We start from the raw sequence: 26,239 nt of genomic DNA on the forward strand, positions 1-26,239 counted from the left end.
CCTCCTCCTCAGGGTGGCGCAGCACACGTTGCGCCACCCGTCCTCGAACCGGAGCGGCAGATGTCCTTACTCTTGCGGATCGGCGTCTGGCTTCATGCCCGCGCGGAGAACCTGCTCGCCGCAATGCTGGCGACAATGTTCGCCGTCTTCATCGTCCAGATCGTCTTCCGCTACCTGCTGAACCTGCCCATCGGCTGGACCCACGAGATCAGCGTCATCATGTGGGTGTGGCTGGTGCTGTTCGGCACCGCCTTCGTGGTGCGCGACCATGAGGAGATCCGCTTCGACCTGCTTTACTCGACGGTGAGCGAGCGGACGCGCCGGATCATGGTGGTGATCTGCGCGGTGACGGTGGTGTTCTTCTTCGCCATCTCGCTGCCGGCGGTACTCGACTACATCGGTTTCATGAAGGTCGAGAAGACGGCCTACCTCAAGATCCGCTTCGACTGGCTCTATTCGATCTATGGGCTCTTCGCGATCGCCATGATCGTGCGCCAGCTCTGGCTCGGCTACCAGGCAATATGGGGCAAGCCGGGCGACGCGATCGACGTCACCAGAATCAAGTCGGGGATTTGATGTCGCTTGCCTTCGCCCTCTCGCTCGGGCTGATCACCGCACTTGCCTTCATGGGGTTGCCCATGGGCGCCTCGATGATCACCGGCTCGATCCTCTACCTGCTGATGCGCGGCCAGGACATGGGCATCGCCGCCGAGCAGCTGCTCAACGGCATGTACACCAACTACATCATGCTGGCGGTGCCGCTGTTCATCCTCGCCGCCGAGATCATGAACTCGGGCTCGCTCAGCGAGCGGCTGCTCAACTGGTGCAATGCAGTGGTCGGCCGGTTCCGCGGCGGCCTCGCGCAGGTCAACATCCTGCAATCGATCGTCTTTGCCGGCATGAGCGGTTCGGCCATCGCGGATGCCGCCGGCTCGGGCAAGATGATGCAATTCATGATGACCAAGGACGGCAAGTACCCGCCGAGCTACGCAGCGGCCCTCACAGCGGCCACGGCGGTCATCGGCCCGATCGTCCCGCCGTCGATCCCGATGGTGCTCTACGCGCTCGTTGCCGATACCTCGATCGGCTACCTGTTCCTCGGCGGCGTCGTGCCGGGGCTGCTGATGGCTGGCGTGATGATGGTTCAGGTCGCCGTCACCGCCCGCATCAGGAACTTTCCGGTCGAAGACGCCGTGCCGCTCCGCCAGCTGCCCAGGAAGACCTGGGACGCGCTGCCGGTGCTGCTGATGCCGGCGGTGCTGATGTTCGGCATCTATGGTGGCGTCACCACGCCGACCGAGGCTGCCGCCGTCGCCGCCTTCTATGCGCTGATCGTCTCGGTGGTCATCTATCGGGCGGTCAGGCTGCCCGACCTTTACAGCTCGGTGCTGGCCAGCGCCAAGACCACCGCCTCGATCGGCATGCTGATCGCCGGGGCGCTGGTGTTCAACTACGTGGTCACCATCGAGAACATCCCGCGCACCATCAGCGCCACGCTGCTCGCCTGGGACCTCGATCCGGTGATGTTCCTCATCGCCGTCAACATCCTGCTGCTGTTGCTCGGTTGCATCCTCGAGGGAACGACGATCCTGCTCGTCATCGTGCCGGTGTTGATCCCCACCGCACAGGCGCTGGGAATCGACATGGTGCATTTCGGCGTGGTGGTCGTCGTCAACATCATGCTGGGGCTGATCACGCCGCCCTATGGGCTGCTGCTCTTCATCATGACCCGCATCGCCAATACCCCGATGCGCGCGCTGGTTGCCGACGTGGCGCCGTTCCTCATCGGCCTCATGCTCGCGCTGCTCGTCTTCACCTTTGTGCCCGACACGGTGCTGTGGCTGCCCAAGCTGTTCGGCTACGTTCCTGCGAGTGCATCACCATGAGCAAACCCATCTATGTCCTCAACGGTCCCAACCTCAATCGGTTGGGCAAGCGCGAGCCGGAGATCTACGGCACCACCACGCTGGCCGAGGTGGAGGCGATGTGCCGCGAGGCGGCAGGGGCGACCCCCGTCGCCTTCCACCAGACCAACAGCGAGGAAAAGCTGATCGAGCTCGTGCATGAGGCGATCGACGAAGGCGCCGCGATCATCATCAACCCCGCAGCCTTCACGTTCACCTCGCTGGCGCTGCTCGATGCGCTGAAGATGTTTCCCGGCCCGATCATCGAGCTCCACATCTCAAACATCCACCGGCGTGAGCCGATCTATCACCGCTCCTACGTATCGATGGTCGCGACCTCGGTGATGGCCGGGTTCGGGGCAGCCGGATATGCCATTGCGGTAAAGGCGCTGCTGGCCCGGCTGGCGGCCTGAGATGGCCTTCGCCGCTGCCAGTTTCGGCCCCGTCCGTTATTGGCTCAGGCGCGCAGCCGCGCGGCCTGCCGATCGACTTCTGCAACTCGCTCGGCACCGACATGCGCTCGCCGTCGGCGGCGCGGCGGTGGCTCAGGCGATCCGCCCGAACCACAGCATCGACAGACCCGCAGCAGCCATCGCCAGCAGCGCCCCGACCCCGGCGAAAATGAAGGCGATCTCGGTCAGCTTCCTTTCGCTGATCAGCCGGGTGGAGAGCGAGTCGTACACTCCGGCAAGGTCGGAGGCGCTGGTCGCCTCGTAATACTCGCCCTCGGTGGCATCGGCGATCGCCTGCAGCGTCGTGGCATCGAGTTGCGCCCGCATCGAGCGTCCGCCGAAATCCACCACGTCGCCCGAGGCCGAACCGAACCCCACCGTGAACACCTTCACCCCGTAGTCCCCGGCAAGCCGTCCGGCGGCCACCGGATCGGGGCCGGTGGTGGTGGCCCCGTCGGTGAGCAGGATCACCACGGCGCTGTCATAGGAGCCGGGTTCCACGGGCATGTGCTTTTCGGCCGGCATGGTCGGCGTTCCGCTCAGCAGTCCGTCGGCAGCGCTGCCCGGTGCGCCGAAGCGCTCGCCGCCGAAACTCGGCAGGCCGAGCTGGTCGCGTTGGTTGCCGCTGCCATCGAGGTCGAAGTTCTGGTCCGGGAAAATGGTGGCGAGCGCGACCAGCACGCCCGAGCCGACCGCGGTGCCGCGCCGCAGGTCGAAACTGTTGATCGCCTGATACAGCGCCTCGCGGTCGATGGTCGGCGCCTGCACCAATACGGCCGCCGAGGCAAAGGCGACGATGCCGACCTGCACATCGGCCGGTTGCTTGCGGATGAATTCCTTGGCCGCTTCCTGCGCCGCAACCATGCGCGACGGCTCGACGTCGCGGGCCCGCATCGAGCCCGACACATCCATCGAGAGGATCACCGTCGCCCGCGACGAAGCGAGCTCCACCACGGCGGCCGGCCGGGCCACGGCGACGATCAGCACCGTGACCGCCGCCAGCAGCAGCAGCGGCGGCACATGCCGGCGCCATCCAACTCCCTTGCCCATCGCCTGCTTGACGATGGCGAGATTGGCGTAGCGCAAGGCGGCCTTCTTGCGGCGCCGCAGCAACCAGATGTAGGCGCCGATCAGCAGCGGCACCAGAAGCAGCAGCCAGAGCATGTCCATCCAGATGAAGGTCATTGCATCACCCGTTCGCTAAACTCACCATCTCTGGCAGGTTGCCGCCACCGCCCAGCCGCGATTGCACCTTGCGCATATTGGCAAAGCGCAGCACCGCATCGACCAGGTCGTCTGAAGTCGAAAGTTCCAGCACGTCGAGCCCCGCCGCCGCGAAGGCTTCCATCTGTGCTTCCTCATTAGCTGCCGCCGCGGCGACGAAGCGCCGCCGGAAGCCCTTGTCCACCGTGTCGACGAACAGCTGTTCGCCGGTTTCCGCATCCTGGAACAGCAGCATGCCGACATCGGGCAGCGCCATGTCGAGCGGATCGAGCAGCCGCACCGCCACCGCCTCGTGCCGCTGGCTCAGCCGGAACAAGCCGCGCTCCCAGCCTGGCTGCGAGATGAAATCGGACACCACGAAGCAGATCGAGCGCCGCCGCATCACCGCCATCGCCCTGCCGATAAAGGCGTTGAGATCGGTTTCGGGCGAGCGCAACAGCCGCGGGTTGGCGAGCACCTTGTCGATCAGATGCAGCACGTGCCGCCGCCCGGTATGCGGCGGGATCACATAGTCCGATTGCCCGTTGAAGAGGATCGCCCCGACCTTGTTGCCCTGCCGGGTCAACAGCCGCGTCAGCACCGCGGCGAACTCGGTGAGCATCTGCCGCTTGGTCACCTGGTCGGAGCCGAAATCCACCGACGGGCTGAGGTCGAGCAGGAACCAGGCGGTGACGTCCCGGTCCTCGTTGTAGATCCTCACATGCGGCACCTGGGTGCGCGCCGTGACGTTCCAGTCGATGTGCCGCACATCGTCATAGGTCTGGTATTCGCGCAGATCCGCGAAATCGAGGCCGAAGCCGCGGAACAGCGTGCGATAATCCCCCTGCAGCAACCCGTCGAGCTTGCGGATCACTGTCCACTCGAGGCGGCCAAGCAGTCTCTCAGCCTGCTGCGGCGATGCGGACATGCGCCTCCAGGGGTTTTTCGGGTGCGGGAATGGCCTTCAGCACCTGGCCGATGATCTGGTCGGCAGTGATCGACTCCGAGATCGCCTCGTAGGAGAGGACGATCCGGTGCCGCAGCACGTCCGGGGTGACGTCGAGCACGTCCTCGGGCAGCACGTATTCGCGGCCGCGCAGAAACGCCAGCGCGCGCCCCGCTTCGATCATGTTGATCGAGGCGCGGGGGCTCGCGCCGTAGGTGAGGAAGCGCTGCATGTCGCCGAGGCCCGCGGCTGCCGGGTTGCGCGTCGCGCCCACGACCTTCACCGCGAACTGGATCAGCGATGGGTCGACGAACAGGCTGTGGCATTTGGCCTGCAGCGCCACCAACTGCTCGGTGGTCGCCACTCGCGTCACCGCCTGCATGAGGCCGGTGACGCGCGAGACGATGACGAACTCCTCCTCTTCGCTCGGATAGCCGACGAGGACCTTCATCATGAACCGGTCGACCTGCGCCTCGGGCAGCGGGTAGGTGCCTTCGGTCTCGATCGGGTTTTGCGTCGCCATGACGACGAACGGGTTCGGCACTTTGTGCGTCTCGCCCGCAATAGTGACCTGCCGTTCCTGCATCACCTCGAGCAGGGCGCTCTGCACCTTGGCCGGAGCGCGGTTGATTTCGTCGGCCAGCAGCAGGTTGCAGAACACCGGCCCCAGCGTCGTCGAGAAGTCGCCGGTCTTCTGGTTGTAGATGCGGGTCCCTACCAGATCCGACGGCACCAGGTCGGGGGTGAACTGTACCCGCTTGAACTTGCCCTGGATCACGTCGGCCAGCGTGTTGACCGTCAGGGTCTTGGCCAGCCCGGGCACGCCCTCGACCAACAGGTGCCCCTTGGCGAGCAGCGCCACCAGCACGCGTTCGAGAAAATGGTCCTGCCCGACCACGACTTTCTTCACCTCGTACAGCACCTGCTCCATCAGTGAAGCGACGGCGGTGCCGGAGTCTTTCGATGTGTCGACCATTTTCTCCGTCGGGGTTAGCGTGAACTAGAGCGGGTTCTCTCCTGCCGCCGCGGCGGCGTTCTCGATCGGCACGGCGAAACCGATGCCGGCAAAGGTGCGTAGTCCGGACGGGTTGAGAATGGCGGTGACGATCCCCACGACCTCGCCGTCGCCATTGACCAGCGGCCCGCCGGAATTGCCCGGGTTTGCCGCCGCGTCGAACTGGATGAGGTTCTGCAGTTTGGGCTGGCCGTCCTCGGCGAGCGCCCGCCCCAGTCCCGAGACCACGCCGGCTGAGGCCGATGGTCCGATGCCGAACGGGAAGCCGACCGCCACCACCTCGTCGCCGGGGTTGAGCCCGGCGCTGGTCGCCAGCGTCGCCGGCTCCAGCTCGTCGGGCAGCTTCAGCGGCCGGATGATCGCCAGGTCGCTCTCCGGCCGGGCGCCGATGATCATCGCCTCAGACTCGCTGCCGTCCCAGAACTGCACCCGGAGCTTCTTGGCCGCTCCCGCCACATGGAGATTGGTGAGAATGGTACCCTGGTCATCGATGACGACGCCGGTGCCGACGGCAGTGAAGCGCTCGTGGAAATCCTCTTCCACCTTGCCCTCCGCCGGTATCTCCGCCTGTCCCTCGGGGCTGGCGGCAGGTGGACCGTCAGCGGCGTCTTCGTAGCCGTCGACCCGCACCACCGACCTGATTACCGTGGCGTAGGCCACCGACTCGATCGAGGGGCCGCGCGGCCGTTCGTCCACCACCTTGTTGACCGCCGTCATGAACTGCCAGTCGCTGATCCGCTGCGGATCGGGGGTGATAAGGTCGTAGGCGCCGATCAGCAGCAGGGTCACCAGCGCCCCGGCGCCGACCAGAACCGGGCCCTGGTGGCGCTGGTAGAGCGTGCTCCACCAGGCGCTGACACGAATCCGCAATGTTTGTTTGGTAAGCTCTTCCGGACCATCGAGGTAGACCGGGCTGACCCCGTCGCGCGCCACCCAAGCGGAACCGGCCGTGGTACGCGGCCTTTGTGACCGGCTATAGAGTGGTCGCCGTCGGGTCACCAAACGCTCCCGCGCTCGAGTACAGGCAGTCTCCTCCCCCTCGATCAGCAGGCTAGTCCCGCGCTGAACCTCGCAGCAAGGCGCAAGGTGGCATCAGCTGTGGTTGCTCTCTGAAATGTGAGAGTTGTGTCAACCGGCCGGGCGCGCCGAGCTTCGCGTCATTTCCTGTGTGCGGGTCAGCACATAGGCCAGCCCGGCCAGCAGCAGCAGACCGCCGCCGAGCAGCAGTGTGTCGAGCAACAAACCGCCTTTGACGCCGGTCTTGATTGCCTGCAGGAGCAGGCTCAGCACCGTTCCGGTCGCGAACACTGCCAGCCCCTGCCGCCCCATCAGCCGCAACGGCGTCGCGAGCCGCGACTCGGCGATCCGGTACATCACGCCGAGCGAGGCGACGACATAGAACAGCGCCAGTGCGTGCAGCAGCCGGGGCAGGGCGAGGAAGGTCTTGTCGAACCAGGTGACGTAGAACGGCAGCCCGAGCTTGCTGAGAAAGCCCAGTCCCTGCCGCCCGAGATCGCCGAGCGGCGGGATTTTCACCCACAGCAGCACCAACAGCAGGAACGCCGCGGCGAGCCCGAACAGCACCGGGCTTTTCGGCACGAAGCGCCGCCCCTGTTTCATCGCCATGCCCGACAGCAGCCCGATGACGAACAGGATCTGCCAGGAGAACGGATTGAAGAACCAGCCGCCCTGGGTGGGGAAGTTCGGCAGGTTGAGGCGGAATTGCCCGGCAATCGCCCAGACGAGGATCGAGCCGAGCAGCGTCTGCACCGGCCAGCGCAACCCGACCACAATCACCAGCGGCGTCGCCAGCAGCAGCGTCATGTAGAGCGGCAGGATGTTGAGATAGCCCAACTGATGCGTCAGCAGCGGCAGGCCGATCATCGTCTGCAAGGGAAAGCCGAAGATCGGCGCGATGTTGTTCTTGTCGAGCAGCTCGTCGAGCCCGAACCACCAGGCGGCGCCGGCAAAGATGGCGAGCGCGATCATGGTGATACTGAGGTGCACGAAATAGAGCTGCCGCGCCCGCGCCCACACCTTGGCAATTGCCGGCCACAGCGGCCCGCTGACGAAGCGGCCGGAATAGGCGAGTCCGGCGGCGAGGCCGGACATGAACACGAACGCCTCGGCGGCGTCAGAGAAGCCGAAATTCCGGCTGGTCAGGTTCTCGTAGAACGTCCCCGGCACGTGGTTGATGAAGATCATCACCAGTGCCAGTCCACGGAACATGTCGAGCCGCGCATCGCGCCCGGCTCGCGGTGCGGCCGTGCCGGCGTCCGCCATGGCGAAGCCGGCAAAGGACTTGAGGCGCTCCAGCAGCGGAGCGCGCTTCAGCGTCGCGACAGTCTCAGGCATGGGCGGTGGCCGTTCCGGCAATGGTTGGGTCGGCGAGTGCAGAACCCTGCTGTGTCCAACTGAGGAAGATGCGCTGCTGCTCGACAATGATCGGCGCCGGCGCAGTCTCGCTTGTCGTGGTGAAGAGGACCCGCTTCCGGCCGTTCGAACTGCCGTACGAGGTCGCCGCGATCAACAGCGGCGCAGCGATCGCCGGCAGTGCGACCGGCAGCAGCCAGGGCACCAGGTCGCTGGCGAACGCCGTCGAGATCGCCAGGACCGCGGCGCCCGCCACCGTCACCCACCAGCTCGCCGCAAACGCCGTGGCGAGGCTCACCCGACCCTCGTCACGGTTGGTCGCCGGCCAGCCGCCGTCGAGCCCCAACAGGATCTCGATCACCGCCTTGCTCTGGAAACACAGCATGATCGGCGCCAGCAGCGTCGAAATCACGATCTCGGCCATAACCGACAACGCCGCCCGGATGGTCCCGCCAAAACCCTTGTTGCGACCGCCGAGGCTCGAGCGCACGAGAATCAGGAACTTCGGCAGCAGCAGCGCCACGCCGACCGCCACCGCCAGCACCCAGATGCCGGTCTCGTTGTCGCGCCACCAGTATTTGCTCGGCAGCGCCGCAGCGAGAATGCTTGCCGCCATGAGCGCCAGCCATAGCGGCGAGGCGGCATAGGCCATGATGCCCTGGATGAAGGTGAACCGGCTCCAGATCTTCAGCTCCGGCGCGCCCAGCACCCGGCGGTGCTGCAGGTTGCCCTGGCACCAGCGCCGGTCGCGCTTGGCATACTCGATCAGGTTCTCCGGGCCTTCCTCGTAGGAACCGCCCAAATAGGGATCGACCTCGACCTTCCACCCGGCCCGCGACAACAGCGCTGCCTCGACATAGTCGTGGCTGAGGATATGCCCGCCATGCGGCGGCTTGCCGGACAGCACCGGCAACCCGCAGCTCGCGGCGAAGGCCGGCACCCGCACGATGGCATTGTGCCCCCAATACGGCCCTTCCTCGCCCTGCATCAGCGCCGTGCCGCGGGCGAAATAGGGGGAAAGATAGGCTGCCGAGAACTGCATCACTCGGCCGAACAGGCTGTGCGCGTGGATCACCTCGGGCACTGTCTGCAGCAGCCCCAGCCGCGGATCGTCATCCATCCGCTTCGCCATCGCGGCGATCGTCGCGCCGTCCATCAGGCTGTCGGCATCGAGGATCAGCGCATAGTCGTAGGCGCCGCCCGAGCGCGAGATGAAATCCTCGATATTGCCGGCCTTCTTGCCGATATTCCGCTCGCGCCGGCGATAGAACACCCGTCCTTCGGCCATCGGTTCGGCCAGCAACTGCTTGAACCAGACGATTTCCTCGGCCGCGACCTCGTCGCGATTGGTGTCCGACAGGATGGCGAAGTGGAACCGGTCGGCCAGCCCCAGGTCGACGATGCTCCGGTTCATTGCCGCAACACGCGAAAAACTGGCCGCCGCGTCCTCGTTATAGACCGGCATCAGGATCGCCGTCATGCCGCGGGGGCGGCCAGTGCTCTGCTTGGCCCGCATGGGTGGCGCCAGGATGCCCAGCACCCCGGCCACGCCGCCCCACACCAGCCAGAACCCCACCAGCGTGAACAGCGTGGTGCGCAGCACGTCGAGCGGGCTGGTACCGTCATTGCCGATGAACCGCATGTACAGCCAGCCGCCGCCGAGGCTCAGCAGCGCTGCCGCGCCCAAAGCCACGGCTCGGGTCAAGTGCGCTCGAGCGATTTGGGCTCGGGGGCCCGCGGACGACATGGGCTGGGACTCCCTGCGTCAGAACCGCGGCAACGCCGCGGCGAAGGCGGCGCGCAGCGTCAGGAACAGCGAGCTGCGCCGCCGCTCCAGCACCTGCTTGGGCATCGCCATGGGAGCATCGGGAAGCGCGCCCGAGAAAACGTCGGAACGGTCGTGCTTCATGCCAGTGCCCTCCACTGATAGAGCCAGGTTTCGCTGATGGTCCGGCCGGTGCTGACGATGTTGGCCTTGAGTTCGACCGGCTCGGTGCTTTCGATCAGCACGTCGAGTGCCAGCCGCCACACCCCGTTGGCGTCGACCTTCGATAGTGCCGTCGAAACGATCTCGCCGGCGCTGGCCGTGGCGACCACATCGAGCTTGGCTTCGGTCGGCATGGCGCTGAGTTCGCCGCCGGCGAAGTCGATGACGAACTTCCTGAGCTTTGCGTCATTGGCGACGCCCGAGACGCCGCCCTGGCCGGCGCGGGTCTCGACCACATGGGCCAGCGGCGCTTCGTCCTTGGGCAACAGGTCGCCCCAGATCAACCGATAGCGGAATTCGCGCGCGTCGCCGGCCTTGACCGGCTCGGACGGGATCCAGAACGCCACGATATTATCTTCGGCTTCGAGCCGCGACGGCGCTTCGATCAGCCGCACGCTGCCCTGGCCCCAATCGCCCACCGGCTCGACCCGTGCCGAGGGGCGGCGCTCGTAATGCGCCCCGGCATCCTGGTACGTCTCAAAGCTGCGGTCGCGCTGATAGAGCCCGAAAGCTCGCGGGTTGTTCTCCCACAGGTAGGAGTTGCCGATACCAGGCGTATTGTTGAGCGGCCGCCAGAACACCTCGCCGCCATCCCGTTCGACGATCAGCCCGTTGCTGTCATGCACCTGCGGCCGGTAGTCGTCGAAGCTCGATCGGTTCGTTTCGGCGAACAGGAACATCGAGGTGAGCGGCGCGATGCCGATCTCGCCGATATCGGCGCGGAAGAACAGCCGCGCCGTGATGTCGATCACCGTCTCCTGGGCCGCGTCGCTCGCCGGGGTGATCTCGAAGCGGTAGGCGCCGGTGACGCTCGGGCCCTCGAGGCTGGCATAGGCGACCAGCGGCTTGCCCTCGCTCGGGCGTTCCAGCCAGAACGCCGAAAAACGCGGGAACTCTTCCGGCCCGGATTGCCAGGAATTGATGGCGAGGCCGCGGGCACTGAGCCCATAGATGTTGTTGCGCCCCAGGGCCCGGAAGTAGCTCGAGCCGAGGAACGAGACCAGCTCGTCCATCTTGTCGGCTACGTTCACCGGATAATTGATGCGCACGCCGGCGATGCCGGGGAACGCCTCGGCCGCAGCCTCCTCACCCATCGCCTTATCGTAGAACATGAAATCGGCATTGGAGAAGCCGAACGGCGTGGCTTTGCCTTCGACCACCTCAAATACGCCCACCGGCTCCTTGAACAGCCAGCCCATCGGGAAGGCGTGCACCTGGAAGCCGGAATTGTTGTCGATCCAGCGCGCGTGCTGCCCGTCGAACTGGATCTTGCGGTAGCCGTCGTAGTCGAGGCCCGCGAACAGTTTCGGCAGCTCCGGCACGGTCGCATCGAACGGCTCGGTCGCCCGCGCGCGCATACGCTCGGTCAGCACGTCATAGTCAAACGCTTCCGCTTCGCTCTCCTGAGCGAGGGCGACGCGGGTGAGTGAGGTGGTGGTGAGGAGCGCCGCAGTGGCCGCAGCGGCTCGAAGAAAGGCTCGCCGATCGAGCCGATGGTGAGGAACAGAAAACATGCACTATCGCTATGGAGAGATCGGGACACCAAACACGAATTCCGCAACGCCGTTGAGCGTCGAAAGTTGTCGCATGGGAGCTATGCACGGGCGGAATGGATATGATTTCGCCGTAATGCGTTACGAGTTCTGGCTGTTTCCGCACCCGGAATCCTTGCATGAGCGACGCCGCCGTACTGCGTCACCCACGAACCCTGCCGCTTGGCCTTGTCCTGATCCTCATCCCGCTGGCCTCGGCGGTCGTCGGGCTGGCGATCCGCTACCTGGCGTTCGCCGCCACGGTGCCCGACGCTTCGATCGCCAGTTTCGCCCAAGGCATGTGCCGCTGGGATTGCCCGTGGTACGTGAAGCTGTCCGAGAGCGGTTATGATCCGTTCCCGGTGCCGACGATGATCAACGCCGGCAACTGGGCCTTCTTCCCGCTCTACCCGATCCTCGTTGCCATCGTCCGCACCCTGACGGGCCTCGAGACCATCGTCGCCGCCACCGGCCTGTCGCTCCTCATCGCAATCGCCTCGGCTCGTGTCGCCTGGCCGCTGCTCGGCAAAGACCTCCGCGCCTACACGCTGTTTTCGGTCTTCCTCGCGGCCGGTCCGTTCTCGATCTGGTTCACCACCTTTTATACCGAGGTGCTGTTCCTGTTCCTGACGCTCTGCGTCTTCGCCGCCTTGCAGAAGCAGCAGTTTCTCCTCGCCGGCCTGTTTGCCGCGCTGCTCTCGGCCACCCGTATCGTCGGCGTGTTCATCGTCTTCGCCATCCTCATCGAGATCTGGCAGGCGCACCGCGCCAATGGCGGCAGCTGGCGTGATTTCGTGCCGGCCGTGCTGCGGCGACCCAACTACCTGCTGGCCCTCTGCATCGCGCCGCTCGGCCTCTTCGCCTACATGGCGTACCTGCATTTTCATATCGGGGACGCCCTGGCCTTCAGCCACGTGCAGCGCGCCTGGGCCCGCCCGACGGGCAACCCACTGGTGTTCGTCTGGAATGCGCTGACCAGCTTCCCCAAGCAAGGCTGGGCGCCGACGCCGTCGCAGCAGCTCGCGGTGGCCGTGCTCGTCGGCTACGCCTTGTCGATCGTCCTGCTGGTGCAGCGGCGCTATGGCATGGCGGTCTATTCGCTGATCTGCCTCACCCTGCCGCTGTTTGCCGGCATGGCTTCGGTGCTCCGCTTCACCGCCGCGCTCGCGCCGATGCCGCTGCTGCTGACCGAGCTGCTCGCGAGCCGCCGTTGGCTGTTCGCGACGGCACTGCTGGTCCTGCTCGTCGGTGGCTACGTCACCACCATCGGCTGGCTGACGGGGTATTTGAGCCTTGTCTAGCCCGCTCCGCCTCGGCGCCTACCTGCTGGTCGGCCTCGTTGCGCTGTTCGAGCTCGGCGTGGTCTGGCTGATGCTGCACCCCCAGGTGCCGCCTGACTATCGGGCCTACTACATCGACAAGACCACGACCTGCCTCAACCAGCCGGTGAGCGGCCAATATGCGCTCGGCACCACGGTGCGGTTTACCCCGGAGGACAGGGACGCCGCCAAGCTGATCCGGGTCTGCGGTTGGGAAGGTCCGGCCGGCGACGGCAACCACGCCGTCGGCACCAGCGCCCGCCTGCGCTTCGTTTATGCCAAACCTGCAACGGCACTGACATTGCAGCTCGCGATGGTCGCGATCCAGAAGGGCGGTGCGACCGTGCCGCAGCGCGTCGAGATCGTCGCCAACGGCACGCTGCTTGATACCGTCACGCTCGACCAACCCACGCCGCAGCAGGTCTCGCTGCCGCTCCCGGCCCCCGCCGACGGCAGGCTCGAACTCGAGCTGCGCTTCCCCGATGCGGTGCAGATGGGCCCGACCGATCCGGATAACCGCCTGCGCTCGATCAAGCTGCTCTCGGCCGCGCTTCTCCCTGCCTGATCCCCGCTTCATGGTGGAGGACCACCGCGAGGCCGGTCCGGGCTGACCCCCCCTGCCAGGGGGGGGAGACGCTCCCACTAAGGCCAGTGTTTTAGTCTCCCTCCCCCTTGCGGGGAGGGGACAGGGGTGGGGTCCACAGCCACCTGCCTCGCGATGTTCCAGCCAACCGCCAGACAGTTTCCTTAACCGATCGGTTGACAACCCTCGTTGGGAGATGTATTCAACCAATAAGTTATCAACTGAAGGGTTGAGAAATGGACTGCATCGAACTCACCGCCAGCGCGCCGACGCGCACCTCCGCCGTCACCACGCCGGCCAACGATCCCGTTATTCTCATCGCCCGCAGCTTCGAGGCGCCGCGCGCCCTGGTCTGGCGCTGCTACACCGAGCCTCGCCACCTGGTGCATTTCTGGGGACCCAAGGGCGCCACCAATCCGGTGAGCGAAGTCGACCTCAGGGTCGGCGGCGCCTGGCACCAGGTCATGCGTTTCGCCTCCGGTAACGAGTATGGCTATACCAGCGCCTATCTCGAAATCTCCGCGGTAGAACGGCTGGTCTGGCGCGATGCGCCGGAGGGCTATCGCTTCGGCGACGAGTTGCCGCCGGCCGAGATGGTCACCGAAATGACCCTCACCGAGCAGGGCGGGCTTACCAGCGTCCATATCACCGTGCGCTTCACCTCGCTCGCTGCCCGCGACCAGGCCATCAGCCGGGGCTTCGCCGCCACGGTCAGCGAGGGCAGCGACAAGCTCGATCTCTACCTTTTCACTCTCAGCGCCACCGCGGCGTTCAGCCAGGAGTAAGCGTCATGCACACCTTCACCTCTCGCGACGGCACCAGAATCGTCTACGACGTGCGCGGTTCCGGCCCGGCCGTTATCCTTATCGATGGCGCCTGGTGCGGCCGCAACATGGGCCCGATGCCCAAGCTCGCCCCGCTGCTCGCCCCGCATTTCACCGTCTACAACTACGATCGGCGCAGCCGCGGCGACAGCGACCTGTCGACCGATTATTCGCCCGACCGCGAATACGAGGATCTCGCCGCGCTGATCGACATCGCCGGCGGCTCCGCCAGCCTTTACGGCACCTCGTCCGGCGGCGCGCTGGCGCTGTTCGCCGCCGCCCGCGGCCTGCCCGTCGATCGGCTGGCCCTCTTCGAGATGCCCTTCACCGATGTGCCGGGCGGCAAGCCGATGCCGAGGGGCTATCAGGCCGAAGTCGAGCGCCTCGTCGCCGAAGACCGGCGCGCCGATCTCGCCAAGTACTTCATGGTCAAGATGATCGGCATGCCCTCGATCATGATGCCGTTGATGCGTCTCAACCCGCACTGGAAGGCCATGCTGCACAACGCTCCGAGCCTGCCGCACGACACCGCGGTGATGGAAGGCTACGGCTTTCCGACGGCTGCCGCCCGCTCGATCCGCGTCCCCACCATCGTCATGAGCGGCGACAAGACCTTCAAGCAGTTGAAGGAGCCGGTACGCCTCGCCCGTGAGACCATTCCCGGTGCACGCTTCGCCTCGCTGCCCGGCCAGAGCCACGACGCGGCAGCCGAGCTCGTCGCCCCCGTACTGATCGACTTCTTCACCGGCGCCGACGCCGTTCGCTTCGCCGCCTGAGGACCGAGAAATGACCGACCATCTGTCCACCACGCTATCTGCCCTCGCCGACCCCACCCGTCGCGGCATCCTGGCCCGCCTGGCGCTGGGCGAGGCGACGGTCAGCGAACTGGCCGAGCCCTACGACATGTCGATGGCGGCCGTCTCCAAGCACCTCAAGGTGCTGGAAAAGGCCGGGCTGATCTCCCGCGGCAAGGAGGCCCAGTGGCGTCCCTGCCGGCTCGAGGCCGCCCCGATGGCCGAGGTCGCGGACTGGGTCGAGAACTACCGCCGCTTCTGGGATGAGAGCCTCGATCGCCTCGGCGACTACCTGGCCGAACTGCAGAAGGGAGACCCCGGCGGCTCCCGGAACTAGGGGAGCGTGATCAGCAAAAGTTGCAGACTTTTGCGGTTCGATCGCGCGACCAACTAGGGACTTTCCCGGGGCCCTGGGGCCTGAAACCAGATGCAGCGACCCAAGGTCATAGCGCTCTCGGATTACCGCCGGCAGCGCGACGGCGAAGCCTTGCACCCCAAGCTGGGGCAGGCTGCCGGAACGGAACACTGGTTCGTACTTTACTGGCGGTATTGGGCCGAAAGCCTCGATCGCCTCGACGCCTACCTGACGAAACTCAAGGAGCTGAAGATGGCACTCGACAACCTGAAGATCGACGCCCCGGCGAACGAACCCATCGTCATCGCCACCCGTGATTTTGCTGCCCCGCGCGCCCTGGTCTGGAAGGTCATGACCCAGCGTGAGCATGTTGCACGCTGGTGGGGCACGGAGGGACAGAAGAACGTCATCACCGCCCTCGACGTCCGCCCCGGCGGCAAGTGGCGCATCGAGTCCCACGCGGCCGATGGCAATGTCTACATCTTCGTGGGCGAGTACCGCGAGGTGAGCGAACCCGAGAAGTTCGTCTGGACCTTCGGCATGGAGAACATGTTCTTCGGCAAGACCCTGGTCGAGACCCACACCTTCGAAGAAGACGGCGCCGTCACGCACTACAAGTCAGTCTCGAACTACGACAGTATCGAGGATCGCGACGGAATGGTCGCCTCCGGGATGGAGAAGGGCATGCGCCATGGCTTCGCCGTCATGGACCAGCTCCTCGCCGAACTCGCTCAAGAAGCCTGAACCATGCTCCCCGACCCCACCAGCATCCCCAGCGACCGTCGGCTCGAGATCGAACGCGAGTTCGATGCCCCGCGCGACCTGGTCTGGATGATGTTCGCCGACCCGTACCACCTCAGCCAGTGGTGGGGTCCTAAGGGCTTCACCAACCCGGTGGTGGAGCTCGACCTTCGCCCCGGTGGCCGCTGGTACCACGTGATGCGCGGCCCCGACGGCAGGGACTACCCCGCCGACAGCGAGTTCATCGAGGTGAGCCCGCCCGAGCGCATCGTCTATCGCAACCGCCAGCTGGAGGCGGAAGCCTTCGGCAGCAATCCGCCGCCGAGCTTTCTGCGGGTCATCACCCTCACCGACCTCGGTAACGGTCGCACCCGGCTGACGCTGGATGCCTATTTCGACACCGCCGCCAACAAGGACGCCATCGTCCGCCGCGGCTTCCGCGAGGGTGTGCTGGAGAGCTTCGACAAGCTCGCCGCCCACCTTGCGACTGGAGCATCGAGATGAAGTTCACCACCGCCATCCTCCTCTCCGGCAACAATACCGGCATCATCGTGCCGCCGGCGGTGCGCGACGCGCTGAATGGCGGCAAGAACCCGCTGGTCGTCGTCACCCTCGCCGGCCACACCTGGCGCAGCAAAGTGGCCACCATGGGGGAATACCTGCTGGTCGGCGTCAGCGCCGAGATCCGCGGCATCACCGGGGTCAAGGGTAACGAGACGCACGAGGTCGAACTCACCCTCGACGATCAGCCCCGCGTCGTCGAAGCGCCCGGCGACCTGCAGGCCGCGCTGGACGCCGATCCTGTTGCTTTGGCCGCCTGGAACAAACTCGCCCCCAGCCTCAAGAAGGCGCAGGTCACCGCCATCGAAGGCGCCAAGGCCCCGGAGACGAGGTTGCGCCGCGTCCAGAAGGCCATCGAAGTGCTAACCAGTTAGTCACCGGCCTCTCTTCCCCTCGCCCCGCTGGGGAGAGGGTGGCCCGGCACCGCCGGGCCGGGTGAGGGGCGCCAAGCACACGATCCAATCAACCTTCGCCAACCCGCCATCTCGCGGGCCCGGCGGAGCCATACCCAACCCAAGGAGACCTCCAATGCTACGTCGTACCGTCCTTGCCCTCGCCATTCTCACCGGCTTTGCTTCCGCCATGCCGGTCCTCAATGCAATCGCTCAACAAGGAACTGCTCCCATGCTCACCGCAACCACATCCGGCTACGTCCCCGTCACCGGCGGCAAAGTCTACTACGCCACCTATGGCGAGGGCGCCCCGCTCGTCCTGCTGCATGGCGGCCTGATGACCATCGACAACTTCGGCCCGGTGCTCTCCGGCCTCGCCGCCACCCATCAGGTGATCGCCGTCGAAGCCCAGGGGCACGGCCATACCGGGCCGCTCGACCGGCCGATGACGTTCGACAACATGGCCGCCGACGTCGCCGAAGTCATCAAGTCGCTGGGGCTCGAGAAGGTCGATGTCGTCGGCTATTCGATGGGTGGCACCATCGGCCTCCGTCTGGCGCTCGCTCACCCCGAACTGGTCGACAAGCTGGTCATCGCCTCGGCCCCCTTCGCCTTCTCCGGCTGGCACGACTACAACCAGCAGGGTATGCGCGGTCTCAATTCCAGCCAGTTCGAGATGATGAAGCCCTCGCCGCTCTATCAGGGCTTTGCTGCTGTGAACCCCGACCCGGAGGTGAACTTCCCCAAGCTGCTCGACCAGATGCAGTATATGGGCAAGGACTATGACTTCTCCGCCGACGTGCCGAACCTCAAGGTTCCGACCCAACTGGTCTATGGCGATTGGGACGCCGTCCGCACCAGCCACTCGGCGAAGTTCTTCGAACTGCTCGGCGGCGGCCTGCAGGATGCATTGTGGGACGGCTCCGGCATGAACCAGAACCGCCTCGCCATCCTCCCCGGCATCACCCACTACACCATGATGACCTCACCCAAGCTGGTCGAGACGGCGCTGGCGTTCATCGATCAGAAGTAGGGATCGCCGGAGGGTGGGGCCACCCCCACCCTTGATCCCTCCCCACAAGGGGGAGGGAGACCTGACTGTAAGCTCTCGGCTCATCTTCTCCCTCCCCTTGATGGGGAGGGCAGCGCAGCTTGGCGGCTAAGCCGCCTAGCGAAGCTGGGTGGGGTGGGGCACCCTCCACCAACAAACCCTTGACCCACCACCCCGGCGCTTGGCTCTATGCCGCCATGCTTGAGTCGCTCTTCGACACCCCGCCTCGCGACCCCGCTGAAATCCTGCGCACCGTCTTCGGGCACCAGAGTTTTCGCGGCCAGCAGGAGGATGTTGTCCGCCATGTTACCGCTGGCGGCGACGCGGTGGTGCTGTTCCCGACCGGCGCCGGCAAGTCGATGTGCTTCCAGGTTCCGGCGCTGGCGCGCCAGGGGGTCGGCATCGTCGTCTCGCCGCTCATCGCGCTGATGCGCGACCAGGTCGAGGCGCTGAAGCAGGCCGGCGTCAACGCTGCGACGCTCAACTCCTCGGTCTCGTCCGAAGAGTCCTCCCGCACGTTCCGCGATCTCAAATCCGGTAAGCTCGACCTGCTCTACGTCGCTCCCGAACGGCTGGTGCTGCCTGGCTTCAAGTCGATGATGCAGGGCGTCGACATCTCGCTCATCGCCATCGACGAGGCGCATTGCGTCAGCCAGTGGGGCCACGATTTTCGCCCCGAGTATCGCGAACTCGCCTCGATCGCCGCCGACTACCCAGGCGTACCGCGCATTGCGCTCACCGCGACAGCCGACCCGACCACCCGCGACGATATTGTCGAGCGGCTTGGTCTCACCGATGCGCGCATCTTCACCACCAGTTTCGATCGCCCCAATATCAGCTACTCGATCGTCGAGCGCGACAATGCCCGGGCGCAGCTCAAGAGCTTCCTTGCGCGCCACACCGGCAATTCCGGCATCGTCTATTGCCTGAGCCGCGCCAAGGTCGACTCGACCGCCGAATGGCTGAACAAGCAGGGCATCCGCGCGCTGCCCTATCATGCCGGGATGAACGCCAGGGATCGGGCGGCCAACCAGGATGCCTTCCTCAAGGAAGAGTCGCTCTGCCTCGTCGCCACCGTCGCCTTCGGCATGGGCATCGACAAGCCCGACGTGCGCTACGTCGCCCATATGGACCTGCCATCCTCGATCGAGGCCTATTACCAGGAGACCGGCCGCGCCGGCCGCGACGGCCTGCCGGCCGAAGCCTGGATGTGCTACGGCATGGCCGACGTGGCCCAGCGCCGCCGCATGATCGACGAGGGCAACGCCCCTGACGAGGTGAAGCGGGTCGAACGGCTGAAACTCACCGCGCTGCTGGCCGTCTGCGAAACCCCGGAATGCCGCCGCAAGGCGATCCTCGCGCATTTCGGCGAGCCGCATCCCGGCAACTGCAACAATTGCGATACCTGCGTGTCGCCGGTGGAAACCTGGGATGGGTCGGACGCCGCCATCAAGGCGCTGGCCTGCGTCTACCGCACCGGCCAACGCTTCGGCGCCGGGCACATCGTCGACGTGCTGCTCGGCAAGGTCACCGACAAGGTCACCCAGTTCAGCCACCAGGATCAGCCGGTGTTCGGGCAGGGCAAGGATCTCGACCAGCGCTCCTGGCAATCGGTGATCCGCCAGTTGACCGCCATGGGGCTGATCACCGTCGACCATTCCTTCGGCGCGCTGCACCTCGGCGAAGGCTCGCGCGAAGTGTTCCGCGGCGAACGCAAGATCACCCTGCGCCGGGATCGCCCACGCCGCGCCACGGAAACCCGCCGCGCCCTGCAGAACGCCGTGCAGTTGCCGCCGGCCGCGCAATCGCTGTTCGAGGCGCTGCGTTCGGAACGCGCCAGTCTCGCCAAATCCCAGGGCGTGCCGCCTTACGTCGTGTTCCACGACACGACCTTGCGCGCCATGGCGCTGGAACGTCCGCAGACCATGGCCGAACTCGGCACGATCAACGGCATCGGGGAGTCAAAGCTAAAGCGCTACGGCGCGGAGTTCCTGGCGGTGCTGCGGGCGGCGGGGCCGGCTTAGGCAGACTGATGGAGACGGCCCCCTCCCATCCTCCCCCATAAAGGGGGAGGTGCCGCCTTGAGTAATTGGCACGATCGAAGCTCGGGCCCCGACTCTGCACCTCCCCCTTCATGGGGGAGGCCGGGAGGGGGCCGTCTCTATCAGTCGTTCCCCTCACGTCCCCCGCGGCTTCGCTCGCGCCGTCGCTGCCGCCTCCAGCGGGTTCTCCGGCCAGTAATGCCGCGGGTAGCGGCCCTTCAGGTCCTTGGCGACATCCTTCCAGCTGCCGCGCCAGAAGCCGGGCAGGTCGCGCGTCGTCTGGATCGGCCGATGCGCCGGACTGAGCAGCACCAGCAGCAATGGTACCTTGCCGCCGGCGACACTCGGATGCCGGTCGAGCCCGAACAGCTCCTGCACCCGCACCTCGAGCGCCGGGCCGTTCTCGGCGCCATAGTCGATCGGCAGGTGCGATCCCGACGGCGCATCGAAATGACTGGGCAGCAGCCGTTCGATTTCCTGGCGCCGCGCCCAGGGCAGCATCCACTCTAGCGCCGCGCCGAGATCGTCGGCGCCGACCTCGCTCAGCGCCGTCTTGCCGACGATGACAGGCACCAGCCAGCCCATGTCGGCCGCCAGCCCCGCATCTGACAGGTCCGGCCAATCCTCGCCCAATGTTGCGCGCAGATAGCCCGCCCGCTCCCGCAACGCCTTTTGTTCCTTGGTCCAGGGCAGGACGCCGACCCCGAGCCCGGCTATGCCCTCGGCCAGCGCCTCGGCCGCCTTCTGCGGGTCGGCAATTGCAACTGGCGCCTCGTCCAGCCGCAATGCTCCCAGTCGCCGCAGCCGTCGCGCCCGCACGCTGCGCGCCCCACGGTCGAACGCCATCGCCACTTCGTCGACGATCTCCGTGGCGAACAGCTCTTCGATCGTTGCCCGCTCGATCGCCGCCGCCGCCCGGATCCGCCCGCTCGCCGCCGCGCCGGTAATGTCGGCCACCACCAGGTAGGGTGCACTCGCCAGCGCATCGGTGTCCTCGAGGCTCGCCTGCCGCCCATTGGCCAGCCGGAAGCGGCCGCGTGCCCCGGCTTGCTGCGCCACCCGGTCGGGATAGGCTCGCGCCAGGTGCCGTCCGACCTCGCCGCCCGCGCCGGTATTGCCGACCATCCCGGCCCAGCGCCGCGCCAGCCCATGTGCCTCGTCGGCGCGCTTGCCGCGCTCGCGTCCGAACCGCTCGAGCCGGTGCATCAGGTCGGTGCCGTCGCCGCCGAGCCCGCGCTCGCCAAGCAGCACAGCCAGCTGCGCCGCGGTCAGCGCGTCGTCCTCGTCAGCCGCGCGATGGATCATGTGCCCCAGGCGTGGGTGCAGCGGCAAGCGCGCCAGCGCCTTGCCTTCGCTGGTGATCCGCCCGCTGTCGTCGAGCGCTTCGAGCCCCTTGAGCAGTCCGACCGCTTCGTTCCAGGCTGGTCCCGGCGGCGGGTCGAGAAACCGGAGCTGGTTCGGGTCGCTCACGCCCCAGCCGGCGAGGTCGAGTGCCAGTCCCGAGAGATCGGCTTCCAGTATCTCCGGTGCATCGAATGCCTGCAGCGCCGCCTGCTGGCCTTCGCCCCACAGCCGGTAACAGACGCCCGGCTCGACGCGGCCGGCGCGCCCGCGCCGCTGGTCGGCGGAGGCGCGCGAGACTTTTCGTGTTTCGAGCACCGACAGCCCGGTGGCCGGTTCATAGGCCGGCGCGCGGCGAAGTCCGCTGTCGACGACGATGCGCACCCCCTCGATGGTCAGCGAGGTCTCGGCGATCGAGGTGGCCAGCACCACCTTGCGCCGGCCGGCGCGGGCCGGCTGCACCGCACGGTCCTGCTCCTCCGGCGTCAGTTGCCCGTAGAGCGGCGCGATATCGACATCGGCGGGGACGCGCCCCGTCAGCCGCTCCGCGACCCGCCCGATCTCCGCCTGCCCGGGCAGGAACACCAGCGCCGAGCCCGGCTGCGCCCGCAATGCTTCGAGCACCACGCTCGTCACCTGGTCCTCCAGCCTCTGCAACGGGTCGCGGTCGCGCCAGATCGTCTCCACCGGAAAGGCCCGCCCTTCGGAGACCACCACCGGCGCCCCGTCGAGCAGTTGCGCTACCCGTGCGCCGTCGATCGTCGCCGACATCACCAGCACCCTGAGGTCATCGCGCAGCGCTGCCGCATCGAGCGCCAGCGCCAGGCCCAGGTCGGCATCGAGGCTGCGCTCATGGAACTCGTCGAACAGCACCGCGGCGATGCCGCTGAGCTCCGGATCGTCGAGGATCATCCGGGTGAATACGCCTTCGGTCACCACTTCGATGCGTGTGCGCTTCGATACCTTGGCGTCAAGCCGCACCCGGTAGCCGACGACCCCGCCAACTTCGTCGTCGAGTGATTGCGCCATCCGACGCGCCGCGGCCCGAGCCGCCAGCCGCCGCGGCTCCAGCATGACGATCTTGCCGTCGCCTCGCCAAGGCGCCTCGAGCAGCGCCAGGGGCACCCGCGTCGTCTTGCCGGCGCCCGGCGGCGCCACCAGCACAGCATAGGGTCCGGCCGACAGTGCGGCCATCAGCCGGGGCAGGGCCTCATCGATCGGGAGCGGCGGCAGGTTCATGCCGCATCAATCGGTGAATTGGGGCCGCTATGCAAGTCGGCGCGAGGGCGGCGCACGCCGGCCCATCGATCTTAACTCAGCTGACGTTCTTCAGCATATCGAGCAGCGAGCCGTCGAAATCCTCGACTGGCGCAGCGACCGGCGCCGACCGCTTGGTGGTGGCGATTTCCGACCAGCCGACCACCAGCGTGACGCCCCCGACCTTGCGCTCGGCAACGTACCATGGCGTCAGCACCGCCGCGAACTGCGTCGCTGCACCACTCGTCGGGCTGGCAAAGGTTCGTCGCGTCTTGACCGTCTGGCCCCGCAGCGCCGCCTCATATTCGGCGATCTGCTCCGCCGGCGTCTCGGGGAACAGCTGCGCGATGGTCTTGCCGATCACCTCGCGCCGCTCGACGAACCGGTGCGCCTTCAGCCAGTAGAGCGAGCAGTCCAGCACCCGCAGCTTGTCGTCCAGCACCGCAATCGGCGCCGGCATGTCGCCGACCAGGTCCTGCACCAGTTTCAGCCGGCCCTGCACCTGCAGCTCGCGCTCCATCTCCGCTGTCACGTCGCGGCTCATGCCGAACAGTTCGATCACCCGCCCATCGCGGACCCTGAGGTCGGCGATCGACTCGATCATCCTGAGCCCGCCGTCACGCCGCTCGACCCGCAGCCGGCAGCGGAAGCCGCGCCGATCCTGCAGGGCCTGCGCAATCAGCGCCAGCAGCTTGCCGCGATCTTCTGCGAGGTAGAGCTTCACCATTTCCTGCAGCGGCACAGGGCCTTCGGCGGCAAGTCCGTACATCGCGGCCACCCGCTCCGACATCACCACCGTACCGGGGAAGATCACCTTCCACTGGGCGTAACCCTCATGCGCTTCGTAAAGTTGCAGGGCGCGCTCGGCATCGGTCAGGGCAGGGGTCGGTTCCACCTCGGCGAGCGATTCCGATGGCGTGGCGATCAACTGCTTGTCGAACATTGGGTGTATGACCGGGCAGAAAGGGGTGTTTGGCGAACGCTAGCCGAGCGCCCGTTAAGTATTGGTGTGTATCAGGCCCGCCTTTGCCGCCGCTGGGCCGTCGCGGGCTTCGTCGGCAAGCCGCTCTCGGCCAGCTTCCTGGCCTCGGCTTGTGGCAATGGCCGGCTGAACAGATAGCCCTGCGCTTCGTTGCAGCCCTCCGCCCTCAGCATCAGCAACTGTTCCCAGCTTTCGACGCCCTCGGCCGTCACCCGGGTCTTCAGCGACCGCCCAAGCCCGATGATGGCGCGCACGATCGCCGCCGAGTCCTCGGCCCCCGGCAGGTCGGCGACGAACGAGCGGTCGATCTTGATCTTGTCGAAAGCGAAGCGCCGCAGGTAGCTCAGCGACGAATAGCCAGTACCGAAATCATCGAGCGCCACCCGGATCCCCATCCGGTGCAGTTCCTCGAGCGAGGCCAGCGCCTCGGCGCTTTCGTCGAACAGCACCGACTCGGTAATCTCCAGTTCCAGTCGCGCCGGTTTGAAGCCGGTCTGCTCCAGCGCATCGGCCACCGTGCGGACCACGGCGCGGTTGCGAAACTGCGCCGGCGACAGGTTCACCGCCAGTGATAGCGTTTCAGGCCAATGCGCTGCTTCGGCACAGGCTTGGCGCAGGACGAACGCACCGATCGCGTCGATCAGCCCGCTCTCTTCGGCGAGCGGAATGAACATCATCGGCGACACCGATCCGTGCGCCGCGCAATCCCAGCGCAGCAGCGCTTCGAAGCCGACCAGCCTACTGCTGCCGATGTCGATCTGCGGCTGGTACACCACCGACAGTTCGCCTCGACCCAGCGCCAGCGACAGGTCGCGTTTCATTTCGCGCCGTTCGCGCAGCGCCTGGTCCATGGCCGGCTCGAAAAAACGAAAATCGCGGCCCTTGTCGCTCTTCACCCGATAGAGCGCCACGTCGGCGTATTGCAGGAGGCTCTCGGTGCTGAGCCCGTCGCGCGGCGCGATGGCAATGCCGATGCTGGCGCCGATACTCACCGTTTCGCCCTCGATCTCAAACGGAATGGCCAGCGCGGCAAGGATTGCCTGTGCCGTCACTGCTGCATCTTCCGGGCGATCAACCGGCATCAGCAGCGCAAACTCGTCACCGCCGAGCCGAGCCACCAGGTCGCGTTTCGCGGCACAGCGGTTCAGCCGTCCCCCGACTTCGCGCAGCAGCAGGTCGCCGGCGAGGTGCCCCAGCGTATCATTGACCAGCTTGAAGTCGTCGAGGTCGATCGACAGCACTGCCAGCGACGTGCCGCCCAGCCCCACCAGCGCCGCATCCATCCCTTCCTGGAAATGCATCCGGTTGGGCAGCCCCGTCAGGGTGTCGTGCCGCGCCAGGTATTCGAGCCGCTTCGCCCCGGCCACCACCTCGGCCTCGTTCTGCTTGGCTTCGGTCACATCGCGCGACAGCGCCAAGAGCCGCGCGACATCGCCGTTGGCGCCGAGGATCGGCGATACGCTGATATCCCACCAGCGGGCCTTGCCCTTGGCCGTCGGCCCAAACAACGTGTGGCGCACCGTCTGGCCCTGCTGCGCCGCCGCGATCGCCCCGCGGATCACCGCGCGCTGGTCTTGTGGCCAGAACTGCTCGAACGGCAGCCCCCGGATCGCCTCGAAGTCGTCGACCTCCATGATCCGGATTCCGGGCCCGTTCATGAAGATCAGCCGGCCGTCGCCATCCAGCACCTCGATCGCCATGGTGCTCGCTTCGAGGATCGAACGGGCGAATTCCTCGCTTTCGCGCAGCGCCGCCTCCGCCACCCGTCGGTCATGGATATCCTCGAGCGTGCCGTACCAGCGCACGATCGCCCCCGATTGGTCGCGCCGCGCCGCCGCCCGCGCCCGCATCCAGCGGTAGTCGCCGCTCCTGAGCCGGATCCGATAGGTGATATCGAGCGGCTCGCCGCTCTCGAGCGACCGCGTCCACTCGGCCAAGGTGGGCCCGAGGTCATCGGGGTGCACCACGCTGGCCCAGCCCTGGCCGAGCGTCTGCTCGGCGTTGAGCTCGACCATCTCCAGCCAGCGCGGCCCGAACTCGATGATGTTGCCTTGGGGGTCGGCCAGCCACATCACCTCGGGGTTGAGGTCGACGGCAGTGCGGTAATGATCCTCGCTTTCGCGCAGCGCCCGCTCGGCCAGTGTCGTGCGCGTGACGTCCTGCACGATCACCTGCACTTCATTGGGCCCGAGCGGAAAGTGTGCGGCGCTGTATTCACGGGCCGCCCCACCGACCGGCAGGCTGCGGAACCGGAAGACACCGGCTTTGCCGCTGCGCACCGCTGCCTGCATCCGCCGCCGCACCCGCGCCCGATCCGAGGCATCGAGGTTGGCGAGCGTCGTCGCAAGCGGTACGCCCTCGTCGAGTGCTTCGCCGCGGATGGTGGCCGAATGGTAGACCCGGTCGGTCAAGGCGTGCCAGGTCCACACCGAAATGCCGGTGGCGTTGCCGATCTGGCGCAGCGTCTCTGCCGCAGCCTCGGCCGGCGGTGTGCCCCTCGACACGGTGCCTGTGTTGCGCATGCGATCCTCAACCTCACGAGGATGCTAAGCAGCCGAAACGCGCCAAAACATTAATCGCAACGC

General features: G+C 66.5%; 24 protein-coding genes. 13 read left to right on the forward strand and 11 right to left on the reverse strand.

Annotated features, from left to right (window positions below; genetic code table 11):
- Positions 1–60: 60 nt before the first annotated feature.
- From VGV07_RS13775 to VGV07_RS13785, 3 genes are read left to right on the forward strand one after another with little or no spacing between them, the layout of a single operon-like run.
- The gene (locus tag VGV07_RS13775; protein ID WP_326869284.1) at positions 61–576 is read left to right on the forward strand and encodes a TRAP transporter small permease; all 516 of its coding nucleotides are present in this window, start codon (positions 61–63) and stop codon (positions 574–576) included.
- Complete coding sequence (locus tag VGV07_RS13780; RefSeq protein WP_326869285.1) at positions 576–1,886, forward strand: TRAP transporter large permease; 1,311 nt, start codon at positions 576–578, stop codon at positions 1,884–1,886. Before VGV07_RS13775 ends, VGV07_RS13780 begins: the two co-directional genes overlap by 1 nt.
- Positions 1,883–2,317: a type II 3-dehydroquinate dehydratase gene (locus tag VGV07_RS13785; RefSeq protein ID WP_326869286.1), complete on the forward strand. Its 435-nt coding sequence runs from the start codon at positions 1,883–1,885 to the stop codon at positions 2,315–2,317. Before VGV07_RS13780 ends, VGV07_RS13785 begins: the two co-directional genes overlap by 4 nt.
- A 132-nt stretch (positions 2,318–2,449) precedes the next feature.
- On the opposite strand, the gene VGV07_RS13790 is transcribed toward VGV07_RS13785, so the two are convergent.
- From VGV07_RS13790 to VGV07_RS13825, 8 genes are all read right to left on the reverse strand, one after another.
- Complete coding sequence (locus VGV07_RS13790) at positions 2,450–3,541, reverse strand: VWA domain-containing protein (RefSeq protein WP_326869287.1); 1,092 nt, start codon at positions 3,539–3,541, stop codon at positions 2,450–2,452.
- A 4-nt stretch (positions 3,542–3,545) separates the two neighbouring features.
- Positions 3,546–4,487, reverse strand: coding sequence for a DUF58 domain-containing protein (locus VGV07_RS13795; protein WP_326869288.1), 942 nt, complete (start codon positions 4,485–4,487; stop codon positions 3,546–3,548).
- Positions 4,462–5,481: a MoxR family ATPase gene (locus tag VGV07_RS13800; protein ID WP_326869289.1), complete on the reverse strand. Its 1,020-nt coding sequence runs from the start codon at positions 5,479–5,481 to the stop codon at positions 4,462–4,464. Before VGV07_RS13800 ends, VGV07_RS13795 begins: the two co-directional genes overlap by 26 nt.
- A gap of 24 nt (positions 5,482–5,505) precedes the next feature.
- Entirely contained in the window at positions 5,506–6,453 is a 948-nt protein-coding gene (locus VGV07_RS13805; protein WP_326869290.1) for a S1C family serine protease, read from the reverse strand.
- A gap of 195 nt (positions 6,454–6,648) precedes the next feature.
- Positions 6,649–7,875: an OpgC domain-containing protein gene (locus VGV07_RS13810; RefSeq protein ID WP_326869291.1), complete on the reverse strand. Its 1,227-nt coding sequence runs from the start codon at positions 7,873–7,875 to the stop codon at positions 6,649–6,651.
- Positions 7,868–9,640, reverse strand: coding sequence for a glucans biosynthesis glucosyltransferase MdoH (gene mdoH, locus VGV07_RS13815; RefSeq protein WP_326869292.1), 1,773 nt, complete (start codon positions 9,638–9,640; stop codon positions 7,868–7,870). Before mdoH ends, VGV07_RS13810 begins: the two co-directional genes overlap by 8 nt.
- Before the next feature lie 18 nt (positions 9,641–9,658).
- Positions 9,659–9,802 carry a hypothetical protein gene (locus tag VGV07_RS13820; protein WP_326869293.1) on the reverse strand — a complete coding sequence of 48 codons (144 nt, stop codon included), beginning with the start codon at positions 9,800–9,802 and terminating at the stop codon, positions 9,659–9,661.
- Entirely contained in the window at positions 9,799–11,394 is a 1,596-nt protein-coding gene (locus VGV07_RS13825; protein ID WP_326869294.1) for a glucan biosynthesis protein G, read from the reverse strand. The genes VGV07_RS13820 and VGV07_RS13825 overlap by 4 nt, the downstream gene beginning before the upstream one ends.
- A 158-nt stretch (positions 11,395–11,552) precedes the next feature.
- Here VGV07_RS13825 and VGV07_RS13830 point away from each other — a divergent pair, with 158 nt between their 5' ends.
- The 10 genes from VGV07_RS13830 to recQ all read left to right on the forward strand — a co-directional run bounded on the left by VGV07_RS13830 (position 11,553) and on the right by recQ (position 20,056).
- Positions 11,553–12,713, forward strand: a complete 1,161-nt coding sequence (locus VGV07_RS13830) for a hypothetical protein (protein WP_326869295.1) — start codon at positions 11,553–11,555, stop codon at positions 12,711–12,713.
- The gene (locus VGV07_RS13835) at positions 12,706–13,296 is read left to right on the forward strand and encodes a hypothetical protein (protein WP_326869296.1); all 591 of its coding nucleotides are present in this window, start codon (positions 12,706–12,708) and stop codon (positions 13,294–13,296) included. Before VGV07_RS13830 ends, VGV07_RS13835 begins: the two co-directional genes overlap by 8 nt.
- 254 nt (positions 13,297–13,550) lie before the next feature.
- On the forward strand, positions 13,551–14,099 hold the full coding sequence (locus VGV07_RS13840) for an SRPBCC domain-containing protein (protein WP_326869297.1): 549 nt from the start codon (positions 13,551–13,553) through the stop codon (positions 14,097–14,099).
- Positions 14,100–14,104: 5 nt separating this feature from the next.
- Positions 14,105–14,914 carry an alpha/beta hydrolase gene (locus tag VGV07_RS13845; protein WP_326869298.1) on the forward strand — a complete coding sequence of 270 codons (810 nt, stop codon included), beginning with the start codon at positions 14,105–14,107 and terminating at the stop codon, positions 14,912–14,914.
- Between the two features lie 10 nt (positions 14,915–14,924).
- Positions 14,925–15,269, forward strand: coding sequence for an ArsR/SmtB family transcription factor (locus VGV07_RS13850; protein WP_055885411.1), 345 nt, complete (start codon positions 14,925–14,927; stop codon positions 15,267–15,269).
- A gap of 90 nt (positions 15,270–15,359) precedes the next feature.
- A complete protein-coding gene (locus VGV07_RS13855; RefSeq protein ID WP_326869299.1) occupies positions 15,360–16,031 on the forward strand; it encodes an SRPBCC family protein in 672 nt (223 codons plus the stop codon).
- A gap of 3 nt (positions 16,032–16,034) precedes the next feature.
- The gene (locus tag VGV07_RS13860; protein ID WP_326869300.1) at positions 16,035–16,532 is read left to right on the forward strand and encodes an SRPBCC domain-containing protein; all 498 of its coding nucleotides are present in this window, start codon (positions 16,035–16,037) and stop codon (positions 16,530–16,532) included.
- The gene (locus tag VGV07_RS13865; RefSeq protein ID WP_326869301.1) at positions 16,529–16,963 is read left to right on the forward strand and encodes a YdeI/OmpD-associated family protein; all 435 of its coding nucleotides are present in this window, start codon (positions 16,529–16,531) and stop codon (positions 16,961–16,963) included. The genes VGV07_RS13860 and VGV07_RS13865 overlap by 4 nt, the downstream gene beginning before the upstream one ends.
- A 154-nt stretch (positions 16,964–17,117) precedes the next feature.
- Complete coding sequence (locus tag VGV07_RS13870; RefSeq protein WP_326869302.1) at positions 17,118–18,014, forward strand: alpha/beta hydrolase; 897 nt, start codon at positions 17,118–17,120, stop codon at positions 18,012–18,014.
- Positions 18,015–18,229: 215 nt separating this feature from the next.
- On the forward strand, positions 18,230–20,056 hold the full coding sequence (gene recQ / locus VGV07_RS13875; protein ID WP_326869303.1) for a DNA helicase RecQ: 1,827 nt from the start codon (positions 18,230–18,232) through the stop codon (positions 20,054–20,056).
- Between the two features lie 153 nt (positions 20,057–20,209).
- Here recQ and hrpB read toward each other — a convergent pair whose 3' ends face one another.
- The 3 genes from hrpB to VGV07_RS13890 all read right to left on the reverse strand — a co-directional run bounded on the left by hrpB (position 20,210) and on the right by VGV07_RS13890 (position 26,176).
- Positions 20,210–22,654: an ATP-dependent helicase HrpB gene (gene hrpB / locus VGV07_RS13880; protein WP_326869304.1), complete on the reverse strand. Its 2,445-nt coding sequence runs from the start codon at positions 22,652–22,654 to the stop codon at positions 20,210–20,212.
- Positions 22,655–22,730: 76 nt separating this feature from the next.
- Entirely contained in the window at positions 22,731–23,615 is an 885-nt protein-coding gene (locus VGV07_RS13885; RefSeq protein ID WP_326869305.1) for a PAS domain-containing protein, read from the reverse strand.
- A 71-nt stretch (positions 23,616–23,686) separates the two neighbouring features.
- Positions 23,687–26,176 (reverse strand): putative bifunctional diguanylate cyclase/phosphodiesterase, encoded by a 2,490-nt coding sequence (locus tag VGV07_RS13890; RefSeq protein WP_326869306.1) that lies wholly within the window; start codon positions 26,174–26,176, stop codon positions 23,687–23,689.
- Positions 26,177–26,239 lie beyond the last annotated feature (63 nt).

It is taken from the genome of Devosia sp. (assembly GCF_035944845.1).
GTDB lineage: Bacteria > Pseudomonadota > Alphaproteobacteria > Rhizobiales > Devosiaceae > Devosia_A.

What these genes read in the sequence shown, in the direction of transcription:
- VGV07_RS13775 (WP_326869284.1), top strand. Translation starts at nt 61, where the DNA reads ATGTCCTTACTCTTGCGGATCGGCGTCTGGCTTCATGCCCGCGCGGAG.
- VGV07_RS13780 (WP_326869285.1), top strand. Translation starts at nt 576, where the DNA reads ATGTCGCTTGCCTTCGCCCTCTCGCTCGGGCTGATCACCGCACTTGCC.
- VGV07_RS13785 (WP_326869286.1), top strand. Translation starts at nt 1,883, where the DNA reads ATGAGCAAACCCATCTATGTCCTCAACGGTCCCAACCTCAATCGGTTG.
- VGV07_RS13790 (WP_326869287.1), bottom strand. Translation starts at nt 3,541, where the DNA reads ATGACCTTCATCTGGATGGACATGCTCTGGCTGCTGCTTCTGGTGCCG.
- VGV07_RS13795 (WP_326869288.1), bottom strand. Translation starts at nt 4,487, where the DNA reads ATGTCCGCATCGCCGCAGCAGGCTGAGAGACTGCTTGGCCGCCTCGAG.
- VGV07_RS13800 (WP_326869289.1), bottom strand. Translation starts at nt 5,481, where the DNA reads ATGGTCGACACATCGAAAGACTCCGGCACCGCCGTCGCTTCACTGATG.
- VGV07_RS13810 (WP_326869291.1), bottom strand. Translation starts at nt 7,875, where the DNA reads ATGCCTGAGACTGTCGCGACGCTGAAGCGCGCTCCGCTGCTGGAGCGC.
- mdoH (WP_326869292.1), bottom strand. Translation starts at nt 9,640, where the DNA reads ATGTCGTCCGCGGGCCCCCGAGCCCAAATCGCTCGAGCGCACTTGACC.
- VGV07_RS13820 (WP_326869293.1), bottom strand. Translation starts at nt 9,802, where the DNA reads ATGAAGCACGACCGTTCCGACGTTTTCTCGGGCGCGCTTCCCGATGCT.
- VGV07_RS13825 (WP_326869294.1), bottom strand. Translation starts at nt 11,394, where the DNA reads ATGTTTTCTGTTCCTCACCATCGGCTCGATCGGCGAGCCTTTCTTCGA.
- VGV07_RS13830 (WP_326869295.1), top strand. Translation starts at nt 11,553, where the DNA reads ATGAGCGACGCCGCCGTACTGCGTCACCCACGAACCCTGCCGCTTGGC.
- VGV07_RS13840 (WP_326869297.1), top strand. Translation starts at nt 13,551, where the DNA reads ATGGACTGCATCGAACTCACCGCCAGCGCGCCGACGCGCACCTCCGCC.
- VGV07_RS13845 (WP_326869298.1), top strand. Translation starts at nt 14,105, where the DNA reads ATGCACACCTTCACCTCTCGCGACGGCACCAGAATCGTCTACGACGTG.
- VGV07_RS13850 (WP_055885411.1), top strand. Translation starts at nt 14,925, where the DNA reads ATGACCGACCATCTGTCCACCACGCTATCTGCCCTCGCCGACCCCACC.
- VGV07_RS13855 (WP_326869299.1), top strand. Translation starts at nt 15,360, where the DNA reads ATGCAGCGACCCAAGGTCATAGCGCTCTCGGATTACCGCCGGCAGCGC.
- VGV07_RS13860 (WP_326869300.1), top strand. Translation starts at nt 16,035, where the DNA reads ATGCTCCCCGACCCCACCAGCATCCCCAGCGACCGTCGGCTCGAGATC.
- VGV07_RS13865 (WP_326869301.1), top strand. Translation starts at nt 16,529, where the DNA reads ATGAAGTTCACCACCGCCATCCTCCTCTCCGGCAACAATACCGGCATC.
- VGV07_RS13870 (WP_326869302.1), top strand. Translation starts at nt 17,118, where the DNA reads ATGCTACGTCGTACCGTCCTTGCCCTCGCCATTCTCACCGGCTTTGCT.
- recQ (WP_326869303.1), top strand. Translation starts at nt 18,230, where the DNA reads ATGCTTGAGTCGCTCTTCGACACCCCGCCTCGCGACCCCGCTGAAATC.
- hrpB (WP_326869304.1), bottom strand. Translation starts at nt 22,654, where the DNA reads ATGAACCTGCCGCCGCTCCCGATCGATGAGGCCCTGCCCCGGCTGATG.
- VGV07_RS13885 (WP_326869305.1), bottom strand. Translation starts at nt 23,615, where the DNA reads ATGTTCGACAAGCAGTTGATCGCCACGCCATCGGAATCGCTCGCCGAG.
- VGV07_RS13890 (WP_326869306.1), bottom strand. Translation starts at nt 26,176, where the DNA reads ATGCGCAACACAGGCACCGTGTCGAGGGGCACACCGCCGGCCGAGGCT.